The sequence below is a fragment of the Shewanella sp. Isolate8 genome (assembly GCF_022398495.1).
Classification (GTDB): domain Bacteria; phylum Pseudomonadota; class Gammaproteobacteria; order Enterobacterales; family Shewanellaceae; genus Shewanella; species Shewanella aquimarina.
Genome location: NZ_JAKEVI010000003.1, coordinates 759,156 through 774,146, shown reverse-complemented (window position 1 = coordinate 774,146; position 14,991 = coordinate 759,156). Strand labels below are relative to the sequence as shown.

Annotated in this window: 11 protein-coding genes; 7 read left to right on the top strand and 4 right to left on the bottom strand. The window is 56.1% G+C overall.

The window, feature by feature from the left end:
* Positions 1 to 89: 89 nt before the first annotated feature.
* On the bottom strand, positions 90 to 1,610 hold the full coding sequence (locus tag L1D43_RS15835; RefSeq protein ID WP_239853032.1) for a YifB family Mg chelatase-like AAA ATPase: 1,521 nt from the start codon (positions 1,608 to 1,610) through the stop codon (positions 90 to 92).
* 331 nt (positions 1,611 to 1,941) lie between these two features.
* Here L1D43_RS15835 and L1D43_RS15830 point away from each other — a divergent pair, with 331 nt between their 5' ends.
* Positions 1,942 to 3,267, top strand: coding sequence for a hemolysin family protein (locus tag L1D43_RS15830; RefSeq protein WP_239853031.1), 1,326 nt, complete (start codon positions 1,942 to 1,944; stop codon positions 3,265 to 3,267).
* Between the two features lie 31 nt (positions 3,268 to 3,298).
* Here the strand turns inward: L1D43_RS15830 and L1D43_RS15825 are convergent, their stop codons facing one another.
* The 3 genes from L1D43_RS15825 to ilvY all read right to left on the bottom strand — a co-directional run bounded on the left by L1D43_RS15825 (position 3,299) and on the right by ilvY (position 6,083).
* Positions 3,299 to 4,192, bottom strand: coding sequence for a GGDEF domain-containing protein (locus tag L1D43_RS15825; protein ID WP_239853030.1), 894 nt, complete (start codon positions 4,190 to 4,192; stop codon positions 3,299 to 3,301).
* A 129-nt stretch (positions 4,193 to 4,321) separates the two neighbouring features.
* Positions 4,322 to 5,131 carry a transporter substrate-binding domain-containing protein gene (locus L1D43_RS15820; protein WP_239853029.1) on the bottom strand — a complete coding sequence of 270 codons (810 nt, stop codon included), beginning with the start codon at positions 5,129 to 5,131 and terminating at the stop codon, positions 4,322 to 4,324.
* 67 nt (positions 5,132 to 5,198) lie between these two features.
* On the bottom strand, positions 5,199 to 6,083 hold the full coding sequence (gene ilvY / locus L1D43_RS15815; RefSeq protein WP_239853028.1) for an HTH-type transcriptional activator IlvY: 885 nt from the start codon (positions 6,081 to 6,083) through the stop codon (positions 5,199 to 5,201).
* Between the two features lie 179 nt (positions 6,084 to 6,262).
* Between ilvY and ilvC the strand changes: the two genes are divergently transcribed.
* The 6 genes from ilvC to ilvA all read left to right on the top strand — a co-directional run bounded on the left by ilvC (position 6,263) and on the right by ilvA (position 14,657).
* The gene (gene ilvC, locus L1D43_RS15810) at positions 6,263 to 7,744 is read left to right on the top strand and encodes a ketol-acid reductoisomerase (protein ID WP_239853027.1); all 1,482 of its coding nucleotides are present in this window, start codon (positions 6,263 to 6,265) and stop codon (positions 7,742 to 7,744) included.
* A gap of 508 nt (positions 7,745 to 8,252) precedes the next feature.
* Positions 8,253 to 9,926, top strand: coding sequence for an acetolactate synthase 2 catalytic subunit (gene ilvG, locus L1D43_RS15805; protein ID WP_239853026.1), 1,674 nt, complete (start codon positions 8,253 to 8,255; stop codon positions 9,924 to 9,926).
* Positions 9,923 to 10,192 carry an acetolactate synthase 2 small subunit gene (gene ilvM / locus L1D43_RS15800; protein WP_144203851.1) on the top strand — a complete coding sequence of 90 codons (270 nt, stop codon included), beginning with the start codon at positions 9,923 to 9,925 and terminating at the stop codon, positions 10,190 to 10,192. Before ilvG ends, ilvM begins: the two co-directional genes overlap by 4 nt.
* Before the next feature lie 26 nt (positions 10,193 to 10,218).
* On the top strand, positions 10,219 to 11,142 hold the full coding sequence (locus L1D43_RS15795; protein ID WP_239853025.1) for a branched-chain amino acid transaminase: 924 nt from the start codon (positions 10,219 to 10,221) through the stop codon (positions 11,140 to 11,142).
* A 112-nt stretch (positions 11,143 to 11,254) separates the two neighbouring features.
* Entirely contained in the window at positions 11,255 to 13,105 is a 1,851-nt protein-coding gene (ilvD, locus tag L1D43_RS15790; RefSeq protein ID WP_239853024.1) for a dihydroxy-acid dehydratase, read from the top strand.
* A 1-nt stretch (position 13,106) separates the two neighbouring features.
* Positions 13,107 to 14,657: a threonine ammonia-lyase, biosynthetic gene (gene ilvA, locus L1D43_RS15785; protein WP_220043961.1), complete on the top strand. Its 1,551-nt coding sequence runs from the start codon at positions 13,107 to 13,109 to the stop codon at positions 14,655 to 14,657.
* The last annotated feature ends 334 nt before the right edge of the window (positions 14,658 to 14,991 follow it).

Here is a 14,991-nt window from a genome sequence, read left to right as displayed (position 1 = left end):
CCTATGTTACTCGCCTGAGCCCATTAGCTCAATCTTATCCTGTTCATCTTGCCAAGATAACCCTGTTTTAGGTAAGGGTATAACTGGTCTCAGTAAGGCGTTTTCAGGCTATTGAGCAGACGATCCATAGCGCGATAGCCAAGTGCTTGGGCGATGTGGTGGCGTGCAACATCTTTGCTCTGCTCAAGATCGGCTATGGTGCGGGCAACCCTCTGCAGCCTGTGATAGCTGCGCACCGAGAGCCCGAGCTGGTTAACGCTCTGCTCGAGAAACTCGAGATCTTTCTGGCTGAAGCCTGCGGTTTGCGTGAGCAGTTTGCCGCTCAGCTCGGCGTTGAGTACTCCGGCGCGGCTCAGCTGGCGCTCCCTGGCCTGATGCACTCGCTGAGCAACATCTCGGCTGGTTTCACCACGCTGACTGCTGGTGAGTGTGCCTTGGGGCAGCCGGGGGACCTCTATGGTGAGATCGAAGCGATCGATGAAGGGCCCCGAGAGTCTGGCGAGATAGCGCTGGATCTGATCCGGGGTAGCCCTGGCGTTGGCGCTGTCGCCGCAGGGGCTGGGGTTCATGGCGGCGATCAACTGAAAGCGGCTGGCAAAGGTGAGCTTGGCGGCGGCGCGGGAGATCACTACCTCGCCTGTCTCCATCGGCTCTCGCAGGCAATCGAGCACCTTGCGGGGAAACTCGGCGACCTCATCGAGGAAGAGCACGCCGCGATGGGCCAGGGAGATCTCGCCTGGCTTGGGGTGGCTGCCGCCGCCCACCAGTGAGATGGCCGAGCTGGTGTGGTGAGGGCTGCGAAAGGGACGTTGATAGAAGGCCTGCATGGGAATGCTGATCCCCGCCACCGAGTGAATGGCGGCGACCTCTAACGCCTCATCATAGTCCAGTGGTGGTAGCAGCTGCATCATGCGGCTGGCGAGCATGGTCTTGCCCGTGCCTGGAGGGCCGAGAAACAACAGGTTGTGATTGCCGGCTGCGGCGATCTCCAGCGCGCGCTTCGCCTGATACTGGCCGATCACATCGCTGAGGCACTTGTGGTCCGTGTTTGTCTGGCTATCGAGCCACTCTAGATCTTGTGTCAGTCCTGGCAGGGAGGCTTGTCCGTGCAGGTATTGGGCTAAAGCTTGTAGGTGGGCGGCGAAGAAACATTTACGGTAGCCCACCAGTTCGGCGTCGGCGCGATTTTCCAGGGGCAGGACTAAGGCCTTATCCTGTTTACGGGCATCTATGATCACCGGCAATATGCCGGTGCAGGGCCTTATTTGTCCGGAGAGAGCCAGCTCGCCGATGAACTCATGATCACTTAAGTGGGTATCGGGTATCTGTTTGGAGGCCGCCAGTATGCCGATGGCGATGGGGAGGTCGTAGCGGCCACCCTGCTTGGGCAGATCGGCTGGCGCGAGATTGACCGTTATCCTGCGTTGTGGGAACTCGAATCCCGCGTTGATCAGGGCGCTGCGCACACGCTCTTTGGCTTCCTTGACCGAGGTTTCAGGTAGCCCCACCAAGTTGAAGGCGGGTAAGCCATTGCTGAGATGTACTTCGACTGTGACTTCGGGAGCTGCCACGCCCAGGCTGGCGCGCGTGGTGACGCAGGCAATGGCCATAAACAAATCCTTTTGTTTTTGTTATTAAACCTTTTTTAAATAAGTGTAGCAGCAATGAATTATTTGGACTGTCTGTACAAAATTTAGTTGCCTATTGGCCAATTTCTGATAAAAGGTGCTCCATGTTTTCAGCCGCATTCTGTCGCGGCGACTTTCCCGCAAACTTGCATCCTGAGGTGGAATCTCAATCACGTCTTCTGAAGGCGTAGATCACTATAATTGTCGGCGTCTTCACACGGCTTACATCATTTAGGGTTAATGTCACTTTATCCCCTGACAGGGAGAGTTCCTGGCCGTCGCTGGCCCGTATGAGGTTTAGGTTAGGTTTAAAATGAGTCTACTAGATAACATCTTGATTATTTTGTTGTTAATCGGCACGAGTTGTTTCTTTTCCATGTCGGAGATCGCCTTGGCTGCGGCGCGTAAGATCCGCCTGCGTCAGTTGGCCGACGAGGGAGACCTGCGTGCGGAAAGGGTGTTGCATCTGCAGGCTCACCCCGGCAGTTTCTTTACCGTGGTACAGATAGGGCTGAACGCGGTCGCTATCATGGGGGGGATCGTCGGTGAGTCGGCCTTCACCCCCTACATTAAGGCGGGTCTGCACTCCTGGCTGGCCGATCCCTGGCTTAGCCAGCTGAGCTTCATCTTGTCTTTCATCATAGTCACCAGCCTGTTTATCCTGATCGCCGACCTGATGCCCAAGCGAGTGGCCATGGCGATGCCTGAGCGGGTGGCTCTGGTGCTGGTGGGGCCCATGACCTTCTGCATCCGCCTGCTGACGCCGCTGGTATGGATTTTCAACGGCCTGGCTAATGCCATCTTTCGCCTGCTGCAGATCCCCACGGCGCGCAACGACCAGGTAACCTCAGACGATATCTATGCGGTGATGGATGCCGGCGCCGAAGCCGGTGTGCTGGATAAGGATGAGCAGCAGATGATCGAGAATGTGTTCGAGATGCAGACCGTGCCGGTAACGGCTGCCATGACGGCTCGCGAGAGCCTGGTCTATTTCCTGCTGCAGGATGATGAAGAGGTGATTAAGCGCAAGATCGCCGAAGATCCCCATACTAAGTTCCTAGTGTGCGACGGCCAGCTGGACACTATTAAGGGAGTCGTGGATGCCAAAGAACTGTTGATTCGGGTGATAAATGGTCAGAGCATCACCCTCAAGGACAGCTCATTGGTGCATAACTGCCTGATCATTCCTGATAGCCTTAGCCTGTCGGAATCGATGGAATATTTTAAGAATCACAGGGCCGATTTTGCCGTGGTGATGAACGAGTATGCCCTAGTGGTCGGCATAGTGACGACCAACGACTTGCAGAGCGCCGTGATGGGGGCCTGGTCACTCCATGAGAGCGAGGAGCAGATCATCGCCCGGGATAAAGATTCCTGGTTGGTGGATGGCGTGACACCCATTACCGATGTGATGCGCGCCTTCGGTATCGAGGCCTTTCCCCAGAGTCAGAATTACGAAACCATCGCCGGCTTCATGATGTTTATGTTACGCAAGATCCCCAAGCGCACCGACTTTGTCAATTTTGGTGGGTATAAGTTTGAGGTGGTCGATATCGATGCCTATAAGGTGGACCAGTTACTGGTGACGCGCATCCCCGTCGAGGCTACGTTGCCATTGACCACGGGCGTAGAGCTTTAAATGCTCTCGTTTAGGGGCGAATTACTCGAGTTTAGGGGCTGAATTGCCCCAGAGGCGGAGGCGTGTCGATCACCTGAGAGAAGGTCTCATAGTCGCTGTTATTTTGTTTGCTGCGATACATGGCAATATCGGCATGCTTCATCAGGGTCTTCCTGTCGTCGCCATCTTGGGGATAGAGTGCCATGCCTATGCTGATGCCGACGGCCAGCAGGTGGCCCTCGCAGTGAATATCTTCAATCACTGCCTTCTGGATCTGTGCTGCCAGACGTTGCGCCTGGCCGAGTTCGCTCTTGGGGAGGATCACGGCAAATTCATCTCCTCCCAATCGCGCGGGTAAGGCCTGAGGGGGCATGATACGCTCGATGCGATAGGCGATGATCTCCAGCACCTTGTCACCGGCATCATGACCCAGATTGTCGTTGATCATCTTGAAATCATTGAGATCCATCATGATAAAGGTAAAGGATGAGCCATTTTCTCTGATCAGGCGCTCCATGGTTTCATACAGCATGTGGCGATTGGGGAGATCGGTCAAGGAGTCGTGATAGGCCTGGTAATGTTTATCCTCCAGTGTGTCTTGCAGTTTGACTATGGTCTTCTTGCTCATCTTTACGACCAACCAGACGAAGGCGCCGCCGGCGGAAAACACTACGGAGACGACGGTTTCCAGGGGGCCGGTCTCGCGATTGAGCAGCATCCAGAGGAAACCCAGATAGCCGAAAATAAACAGACCTATCATGCACAGCAATAGATACCAGCCCTGGCTCTGTGGCGGTTTTAGCTGACAGATCTGATAGGTAGGAATGAGCGATGCGAGCAGTCCCATCAAACCGATCAGTACGATAAAAATGGCAAAGGCGGTCATGTCTTCCCCTTGTACTGCATATTGGCGTTGAGGCGTCATTCCATGGCATGGACGTGCCATCTTTTGGGACAAAGGCTACGTCGGGCTCGCCAACTGCTTGAGAGTCATATGGCTGATATATCGGTCTTAAGTATAGGCTAAGTTGGCTGCAAGCATGACGAGCGCCGCCGTTATCTCATCGAAAGTACATTAACGAGTCTGCCTTAGCAGCTGTAGATGGTGTTCCAGCAGCGGGCGTAACTTACCTTCCTTGTTGAGCCTGTCGACCTTGGTATCGAACAACTGCTTAATGGCCTCTTTGTGAGGTGAGTTTTTAGAGATAAGCATATAGAAGGGTTCAGGCTGGATATCGGGGACAGATATACCGGTGAGTTGGGTGTAAAAGTCATCCATCTTATTGATGGCTAAGGTGCCGCTGAGGGTCTCTTTGCGGGCGAGAAAGAACTGACAGCGCTTCTTGGTGAGCATCTCGGGAAGATGCGCCAGGTTACGGATTTGAAACATGTGAAAGTCTGGCTTGAGACCAAAGTTTTCATAGTTGAAGTTTCTAATGCCGCACACGCTGCCATAGTCGTTGAGCTGCTCAAGATGCTTTACCTGTACCCCCTTGGGGAAGTCCGTCTTTAGGTAGTAGTAGCTGGGTGTGAGGAAATAGTAGGGGGTGGAGATCAGATAGTCGCGGCGTCGCTCACCGTTGAGTGAGGCGCTCATCGCCGCATCGACCGTGCCCTGTTTGACCTCCTTCAGGCAGCGATTCCAGGGGAGGGCGACCACCTTGTGGCTTAGCTCGCTCTGGTCGAAGGCCAGTTTGAGTAGGTCAATATCATAGCCTATGGTGCGGGGCTCCACGCTCTGGTTGCGATCGAAATAGTTGAAGGGTGGGAATTCGGTATTCTCGACACATATGGTGATAGAGGCCGTGGCCATGGCGGGAAGTGCCGAGCATAACAAGGCGAGGCCACAGCATAAGCGGGTGACCCAGAGTCTCCATGACACCATAGCTAACCTCTTGATAATTAGTCGATGAAATCAGTATAGCAGAGGTCTGCACTCTGCCACTTTTTTGCTACTTGACCTCATTGAGTTCTTTCACGAAGGCGGCAATTACAGGCTCATCTTCGCGACTCTTCTTGCTGCAACAACCAAGCTCAAAGGGGGGGATTGCCACTGGTGAGGCCAGCTGCTGGATTCTGTCTTTCACCGGGCTGTTTTGAATCACCACCTCAGGGGTAATGCTTACCCCACAGCCCAGTGCCACCATGGAGGCGATCGCCTCCTGCCCGGAAACCTGAGCATAGACATTGGCATTGAGCCCCAGTTGCTTGAACCAGTTCTCGATTCTCAGCCGTCCCGGGCCGTGTTCCGGCAGGATGAAAGGCAGTCGATCCCAGGGGATGTAGGGCTCGGTCAGCAGCTCCTGCACGGCGCACTTGAAGGTGGGGGCGATGATCACCAGCGGCACATTATCTATCTTGATGAAATGCAAGGATTCCGGCAGAGATTCGGGCTTGGCGGCGATACTGATGTCGGCGCGGTTTTGCCGCACCATCTCCACTGCGTTGGCGGCGTCTCCCGTGGTCAGCGCGATCTCCACCATGGGATGTTCGTTGCGAAAGCGATCCAGCAGTGCCGGCAGGTGACTGTAGGCGGCGGTGACCGAGCAGTAGATGTTGAGGCGGCCGCGCAGCAGATCTTGTTTGGGATCCAGCCTGTGTTTGAGCTTGCTCCAGTTATCTAACGTCTGCTCGGCAAAGTGGCGATACTCGATGCCGGCATTGGTGAGGGTCACGCTGCGATTATCGCGCTCGAACAACTTGGCGCCCACCTCTTCTTCCAGGCGCTGCATGGCGCGGCTTAGGGTGGAGGGGCTGACATGCATCTGCTGCGCGGTACGGGCAAAGTGGAGACTGTTGCTCAGGTGCAGATAGAGTTTGATGGTACGAATATCCAAGATCCCGCCTCGTCTTATCGTCTAGTTGTTGAGCTAAATATTGCATTTTATGCAACGTGACATTTCGAATATATCATTTTAAGCAATGAAATACATGGGCTATAGTTGATTGCAATCACAGCTTGGCCAAGGCGGTTGAGCCCATATTCAACGGTTTCGTTTTAAAGGTAGGGAATCTGATGGCTAATTACTTTAACTCTTTGAATTTACGCCAACAATTAGAGCAACTTGGCCAATGTCGTTTTATGGACCGCAGCGAATTTAGTCAAGGCTGTGACTATATCAAGGGCTGGAATATCGTCATCCTGGGCTGTGGTGCCCAAGGCCTTAACCAGGGTCTCAACATGCGCGATTCGGGCCTGAATATCTCCTTCGCTTTGCGTGAGCAGGCGATTGCCGAGAAACGTGCCTCTTACCAGAAAGCGACCGGCAACGGTTTCCGCGTGGGTACCTTCGAAGAGCTGATCCCGGAGGCGGATCTGGTGCTTAACCTGACCCCAGACAAGCAGCATACGGATGCCGTGAATGCCGTGATGCCGTTGATGAAGCAGGGCGCGGTACTCTCTTACTCTCACGGCTTCAACATAGTGGAAGAGGGCATGCAGGTGCGTCCCGACATTACTGTCATCATGGTGGCGCCTAAATGTCCGGGTACCGAGGTGCGCGAAGAATACAAGCGTGGTTTCGGTGTACCAACCCTGATCGCCGTCCACCCAGAGAACGATCCTAAGGGCGATGGCCTGGAAGTGGCCAAGGCCTATGCCAGTGCTACCGGCGGCGATCGCGCCGGCGTGCTGCACTCCTCTTTCATTGCCGAGGTGAAGTCAGACTTAATGGGTGAGCAGACCATCTTGTGTGGCATGCTGCAAACCGGTGCCATCCTGGGCTATGAGAAGATGGTGGCCGACGGTATTGAGCCAGGCTACGCCGCCAAGCTTATCCAGCAAGGTTGGGAGACCACGACCGAAGCGCTTAAGCATGGTGGTATCACTCACATGATGGATCGCCTATCTAACCCTGCCAAGATCAAGGCATTCGAGATGGCCGAGGAGCTCAAAGCGATTCTGCAGCCACTGTTTGAGAAGCACATGGACGACATCATCAGCGGTGAGTTTTCTAAGACCATGATGGAAGATTGGGCGAACGACGATGCCAACTTGCTGAAATGGCGCGCCGAGACCAACGAAACTGGCTTCGAGAATGCCCCAGCATGTGATGAGGCGATCGACGAGCAGACCTACTTCGATAAGGGGATCTTCCTGGTCGCCATGATCAAGGCGGGTGTTGAACTGGCCTTCGATACCATGGTATCGGCCGGTATCGTCGAAGAGTCGGCCTATTATGAATCGCTGCACGAGACACCACTGATCGCCAACACCATCGCTCGTAAGCGTCTGTATGAGATGAACGTGGTGATCTCAGATACCGCTGAATATGGCTGCTACCTGTTTAACCACGCCGCCGTGCCATTGCTGCGTGATTATGTGAATCAGATGTCTCCCGAGTACCTGGGCGGGGGCCTGAAAGACAGTGGCAACGGCGTCGATAACCTACGTCTGATCGAGGTGAACGATGCAATCCGTCACACCGCGGTTGAGTACATAGGCGCCGAGCTTCGCGGTTACATGACCGAGATGAAGCGCATCGTAGAAGAAGCTTAATTATCAATGCATTAACCCACGGATTTTTAGTGGTTGGGCCGAGTCCTCTCTGTTTCGATTTGTCGAATTTGGGCCGGCCCAAGAGTCAAACCCGAGAGTCACATGAGTAGGGAAATATCTGGTCTTGATTGGCTTGCTAGCGCTGCCCAAGACGCCTGTGACCAGGCTTTTTACAGATAGTCGCAGGTTTTGGTTGTGTTATTCGTTGGCTTTGTGGTATTGATTAAAAGGTCGGCTAAATTGAGTCGGCCGAGATACAGAATTTAAGCAAACAGAGATTAGGAAATACAGATACACCATGTTTAACCAAGCTGCCCTCCTCATTATTGAGATTATTACCGTAGTGATTATTCAATCACAGCGGGGGCATCGCATGGCGCGTCGACACACCTAATCAGGTCAAGATTGCAACAAGAACCCCCGCTCCGAAAGGACCGGGGGTTTTTTGTTTTTAGCACTCATGACTTGCTTAACCCAGAAAAACACTTAAATACGCAGGATAGGGCAGATGGAACAAGGGCAGAAGATCAGAGGCGCAGACGCCGTCATCAAGGCATTGGCCGCGCACGGCGTGACCACGGTATTTGGCTATCCAGGCGGGGCGATTATGCCCATCTACGATGCCTTGGTTGGCGCGCCGGTTGAACATCTGCTCAGTCGTCATGAACAAGGCGCCGCCTTCGCCGCAGTGGGCTATGCCAGAGCCAGCGGTAAGACGGGAGTCTGTTTCGCCACCTCGGGCCCAGGTGCCACAAACCTGGTGACCGCCCTGGCCGATGCCCTGCTCGATTCCGTGCCTTTGGTGGCCATCACGGGTCAGGTCTCTACCGCCGTTATCGGCACAGATGCGTTTCAGGAGATCGACGTGCTGGGCATGTCGCTTTCCTGTACCAAGCACAGCTTCATGGTGACTGATGTCGAGGAGTTAGTGCCTACCCTGTACCGTGCCTTCGAAATCGCCGCTTCTGGCCGCCCAGGCCCTGTGCTGGTGGACATTCCTAAAGATATCCAGATCGCCCTACTGGACTACAAGGCGCCACTCCAGGCGATACAGCCAGAACCCGAAGTTGAATCCAGTCAACTTGATGCCGCCAGAGCGCTGATTGCCCAGGCACAGCGCCCCATGCTTTACGTGGGCGGCGGCGTGGGCATGGCGGGTGCGGTCGAGCAACTGAGAGGCTTTATCGACAAGACAGGCATGCCTTCGGTGGCGACCCTCAAGGGGCTGGGCAGCATAGCCCATGACCATCCTGGCTATCTGGGCATGCTGGGCATGCACGGCGGTAAGGCGGCCAACCTGGCGGTGCAGGAGTGCGATCTACTGCTGGTGGTCGGTGCCCGTTTTGACGACAGGGTTACCGGTCGTCTGGCCAGCTTTGCCGAACATGCCAAGGTGGTGCACCTGGATATCGATATCGCCGAGCTGGGTAAGCTTAGACGCCCCGATGTCGCCATCGCCGGGGATCTGCGTGAGATCTTGCCTGCGTTGGCGCAGCCGCTGGAGATAGCGCCTTGGCTGGCCGAGGTTGCCACATTGAAAGCCCAGCATGCCTGGAGCTACGACAGACCCGGCGAGCTGATCTTCGCGCCTAAGCTGCTCAACAGTCTGGCGGCTAAGTTGCCCGAGGACAGCGTGGTGGCCTGTGACGTGGGCCAGCATCAGATGTGGGTCGCTCAGCATATGTGGTTCAGACGCCCCGAAGATCACCTCTCCAGCGCAGGTCTCGGCACCATGGGGTTTGGTCTGCCGGCGGCGATCGGCGCCAAGGTCGCCAGACCCGACGCCTGTGTGGTGGCCGTCTCAGGCGATGGTTCTTTCATGATGAATGTGCAGGAGCTGACCACCATCAAGCGACGCCAGATCCCGCTCAAGATCCTGCTGATCGATAACCAGAAACTGGGGATGGTGAAGCAGTGGCAACAGCTGTTTTTCGAAGAACGTTTCAGCGAGACAGACCTTTCCGACAACCCGGACTTTGTCACCATGGCCTCGGCCTTCGACATCCCGGGGCGCACCATCACCCAGGCGGGTGAGGTGGAGTCGGCGCTCGATGAGATGCTCGATGCAAAGGGGCCCTTCTTACTGCACGTAAGAATCGACGAAGCCCACAACGTTTGGCCTTTGGTGCCGCCCGGCGCCAGTAACCGTGACATGATGGATGAGATGGAGAAGCAGACATGATCTATAACCTAGCCTTAACCCTAGCCCAGCAACCCGAGGTGGTAGAACGTGTCCTGCGAGTCACACGCCACCGTGGATTTAAGGTCACCGAGATGGATATGCACCTGGGTGACAATGGTACGACCCGGCTCGGCATGGTGGTGGAGAGCGAGCGCGCGCTCGAGCTTCTGAGCCATCAGCTGAATAAATTGATCGATGTCACCGAGTGCGAGGTCCTTTCAGCCAAGCCCGCCGCGACAAGATACCCCCAACACGCAAGCGCCTAAGACGCGAAACAGATAGGTGAGAGAAGATGGCCGCAAAAACAGCAGAGTTGATTTGGTTTAATGGAGAGATCATGCCTTGGGGGGATGCCAAGGTACACGTGATGTCGCACGCCTTGCATTACGGCACCTCGGTGTTCGAGGGGATCCGCGTCTACGACACGCCACAGGGACCGGCGGGATTTCGCCTAACCGACCATGTGCAGCGCCTGTATGACTCGGCCAAGATCTATCGCATGCCTGTGCCCTATAGTTTCGAGCAGACCATGCAGGCCTGCCGCGACATAGTAAAGCGCAACAAGCTCGACGCGGCCTACATTCGTCCCCTGGTGTTTTTCGGCGACGTAGGCATGGGGATCACCCCGCCTAAGGATGCGCAGTGCGATCTTATGGTGGCTGCCTTCCCTTGGGGCGCCTACCTAGGTGAGGGCAGCATGGAGCGCGGCGTCGATGTGGCCGTGACCTCCTGGAATCGTTTGGCGCCGAATACCATTCCTACCGGTGCCAAGGCGGGCGGTAACTATCTCTCCTCATTACAGATCTCCACCGAGGCCAAGCGTAACGGCTTCGATGAGGGGATCGCCCTGGATGTCAACGGCCTGGTGAGCGAAGGCGCCGGTGCCAACCTGTTTGTGGTGAAGAAGAACAAGCTCTATACCCCGCCAGCCACAGCGGCCATTCTGCTGGGGATCACCCGATATACCATCATCACCCTGGCGAGAGACCTGGGTTATGAGGTAGTCGAAGAGCCTATGTCGCGCGAGTTTCTCTATCTGGCAGACGAGATCTTTATGACAGGAACCGCCGCTGAGATAGTGCCGGTGCGCAGCGTCGATCGTATCGAGGTGGGCGCCGGTGGCCGCGGCCCGGTAACCCAGGCCTTGCAGGCGAGCTTCTTTGGCCTGTTTAATGGTGAGACCCAGGATAAGTGGGGCTGGTTAGAGCCGCTTTAACCTCCCGTATGCAAGTTTTAAGATAAGATTAAAACCTCGGCGGTGGATTTGCCGTCGAGGCTCCAATTTAGCTCAGGTGGCCAGGCCGCCAACGCAACAGAAGGAAAGTGTCATGGCAAAACTACGTTCAGCTACCAGTACTCAAGGGCGCAACATGGCCGGAGCCCGTGCCCTCTGGCGGGCGACCGGGGTAAAAGACAGCGATTTTGGTAAGCCGATTGTCGCCATTGCCAACTCCTTTACCCAGTTTGTGCCGGGACACGTGCATCTTAAGGATATGGGCTCGCTGGTGGCCGGTGCCATCGAAGAGGCGGGCGGTATCGCCAAAGAATTCAATACTATTGCCGTGGATGATGGCATCGCCATGGGCCATGGTGGCATGCTCTACTCCCTGCCATCGCGGGAGCTGATCGCCGACAGCGTCGAGTATATGGTCAATGCCCATTGCGCCGACGCCCTGGTGTGTATCTCCAACTGCGACAAGATCACCCCAGGCATGCTGATGGCGGCGCTCAGACTCAACATCCCCGTGGTGTTTGTCTCCGGCGGCCCCATGGAGGCGGGTAAGACCAAATTGTCGGACAAGCTGATAAAACTGGATCTGGTGGATGCCATGGTGGCCGCAGCCGACGATCGCGTCTCGGACGAAGACAGCGAGAAGATAGAGCGTAGCGCCTGCCCAACTTGTGGCTCCTGCTCGGGCATGTTTACCGCCAACTCGATGAACTGCCTGACCGAGGCCTTAGGCTTGTCGCTGCCGGGCAATGGTTCACTGCTGGCGACCCACAGCGATCGCCGCGAACTCTTCTTAGAGGCCGGTCGCCGGGTGATGGCGCTGGCTAACCGTTACTACCGCGATGATGACGAGTCGGTGCTGCCACGCAATATTGCCAGCTTCAAGGCATTCGAGAATGCCATGGCACTGGATATCGCCATGGGCGGCTCGTCGAATACCGTATTGCACCTTTTGGCCGCGGCCCAGGAGGCCAAGGTAGATTTTACCATGGCCGATATCGACCGCCTGTCCCGCCAGGTGCCGCACCTGTGTAAGGTGGCGCCGTCGACCCCTAAATATCATATGGAAGATGTGCACCGCGCCGGTGGCGTGATGGGCATCTTAGGTGAGCTGGACAGAGCTGGCTTGCTGCACACGGATGTCAGCCATGTGGCCGGTGAGAACCTCAAGGCGGTGCTGGCCCAGTATGACCTGGTCCAGACCCAGGATGAGGCGGTGCAGCAGTTTTATGCCGCCGGTCCTGCCGGCATCCCCACTACCAAGGCCTTCAGCCAGAGCTGTCGCTGGCCGAGCCTGGATGTGGATCGCCAGGGGGGCTGTATCCGCACCCGCGAATTTGCCTTCAGTCAGGAGGGCGGCCTGGCGGTACTGTCGGGCAACATCGCGGCCGATGGTTGTATCGTCAAGACAGCCGGGGTCGATGAAGCCAACCATACCTTCGTGGGCCATGCCCGTGTGTATGAGAGCCAGGACGATGCCGTGGCCGGCATCTTAGGTGGCGAGGTGGTTGCCGGTGATGTGGTCGTGATCCGCTACGAGGGCCCTAAAGGGGGCCCGGGTATGCAGGAGATGCTTTACCCAACAAGCTATCTTAAATCTAAGGGGCTGGGTACCTCTTGTGCGCTTATCACCGACGGACGCTTCTCAGGTGGCACCTCGGGTTTGTCTATCGGTCATGTGTCACCCGAGGCGGCGGCCGGTGGCACCATAGCCCTGGTGGAGACCGGCGATCGTATCGAGATCGATATTCCTGCAAGGTCAATCACTTTGGCAGTGAGCGAAGAAGAGCTTGAGACTCGTCGTCAGGCCATGCAGGCCCGTGGCAAGCAGGCCTGGAAGCCGGTTAATCGTGAGCGCAGCGTGTCGCTGGCGCTGAAAGCCTATGCCATGCTCGCCACCAGTGCCGATAAGGGCGCGGTGCGCGACGTCAGTAAGCTGGAGGATTAGTATGTTGGCCCTTGCCTCTCAGTCTCAGTTGGATCTCGCCCACTATTATCTGCAAAAGATCTTGCTGTCGTCGGTTTATGATGTTGCCAAGGTGACGCCGCTCTCTAGCCTCAATAAGCTGTCGGCGCGCCTCGGGTGTCAGGTATTTCTGAAGCGTGAAGATATGCAACCGGTACACTCCTTTAAGCTGCGCGGCGCCTACAATCGTATCGCCGAGCTGAGTCAGGAGGAGTGTCAACGTGGGGTGGTGTGCGCCTCGGCCGGTAACCATGCCCAAGGGGTCGCCATGTCGGCCTCAGCGCGTGGTGTCAGTGCGGTTATCGTCATGCCCCAGACCACGCCGGATATCAAAGTGGATGCGGTGCGTCGCCTCGGCGGCACAGTGGTGCTGCACGGCCAGTCCTTCGACATGGCTAACGAGCATGCTCAGCAGCTCGCCCGCGATGAGGGGCGCATCTATGTGGCGCCGTTTGACGATGAGGCGGTGATCGCCGGGCAAGGCACGGTTGCCCAGGAGATGCTGCAACAGCAGCGGGATCTTGAGGTGGTGTTCGTGCCCGTGGGCGGTGGCGGCCTGATCGCCGGTATCGCGGCCTACTATAAGGCGGTGATGCCGCAGGTGAAGATCATAGGCGTAGAGCCGGAAGACTCTGCCTGCCTCAAGGCGGCACTGGAAGCCGACGAGCGGGTGGTATTGTCTCAGGTGGGGCTGTTTGCCGACGGCGTGGCGGTGAAGCAGATAGGCGCCGAGCCTTTCAGACTGGCCCGTGAGTATGTGGATCAGGTGGTGACAGTAACCTCAGATGAGATCTGCGCCGCGGTGAAGGATATCTTCGAGGATACCCGCGCCATCGCCGAACCGGCGGGCGCGCTCTCTCTGGCGGGGCTAAAGAAATATATCGGCGACGAGGGCAAGGGGCAGAAGGTGGCGGCGATTCTCAGCGGCGCCAACGTCAACTTTCATAGCCTGCGTTATGTGTCCGAGCGTTGTGAACTGGGTGAACAGAAGGAGGCGATTCTGGCGGTGAAAGTGCCGGAGCGTCCGGGGATCTTTCTGCGCTTCTGTGAGCTGCTGGAAAAGCGTGCCATGACAGAGTTTAACTACCGTTTCTCTAGCCGTGAAAAGGCGGTGGTGTTTGCCGGTATTCGCCTGTCTCACGGTCAGGCGGAGCTGGACGAGATAGTGGCGCGGCTCGAGGGCGATGGCTTCGAGGTGCAGGACCTGTCTCACGACGAGACGGCCAAGCTGCACGTGCGCTACATGGTCGGCGGTCTGCCGCCCGAGCCGCTGCAGGAGCGTCTGTTCAGCTTCGAGTTTCCCGAGCATCCCGGCGCCCTGTTTAAGTTTCTCACCACCCTGCGTAGCAAGTGGAACATCAGCCTGTTTCACTACCGCAACCACGGTGCCGCCTACGGACGGGTGCTGGCCGGTTTCGAGGTGCCCGAGAGCGATAGCGTCGCCTTCCAGCAGTTTCTTACCGAGCTAGGTTTCGTCTACCAGGAAGAGACTCAGAGCCCGGCCTATAAGCTGTTTCTGGATAATCGCGACTAATGTTTTTTGCTTTCGCGTGCAGAGACAAACTTTAACGTTAAAGGGGCGCGATGGCGCCTTTTTTTATGTTATCTTGCAACAGATTCAAAGCAATAAGATGCCAGTTATACCAATCACGGTAAGTAAGTGATCAGAAATAGCACAGGAAAAACGGTCGAGAACAAGGCAGAATTTTTTGATAAGTAGTTATTCTACAATCAAAAATAGTAACGCCGTTATCGGACGTTTTAACAAGCTAGCATGATCAGTTATTTACTACGATTGGTATTATGGCACGCGAATAACTGTTCATCCGTAGGGTGATGATGGGGCGTAAAGCGTTCGTCATCAAAAC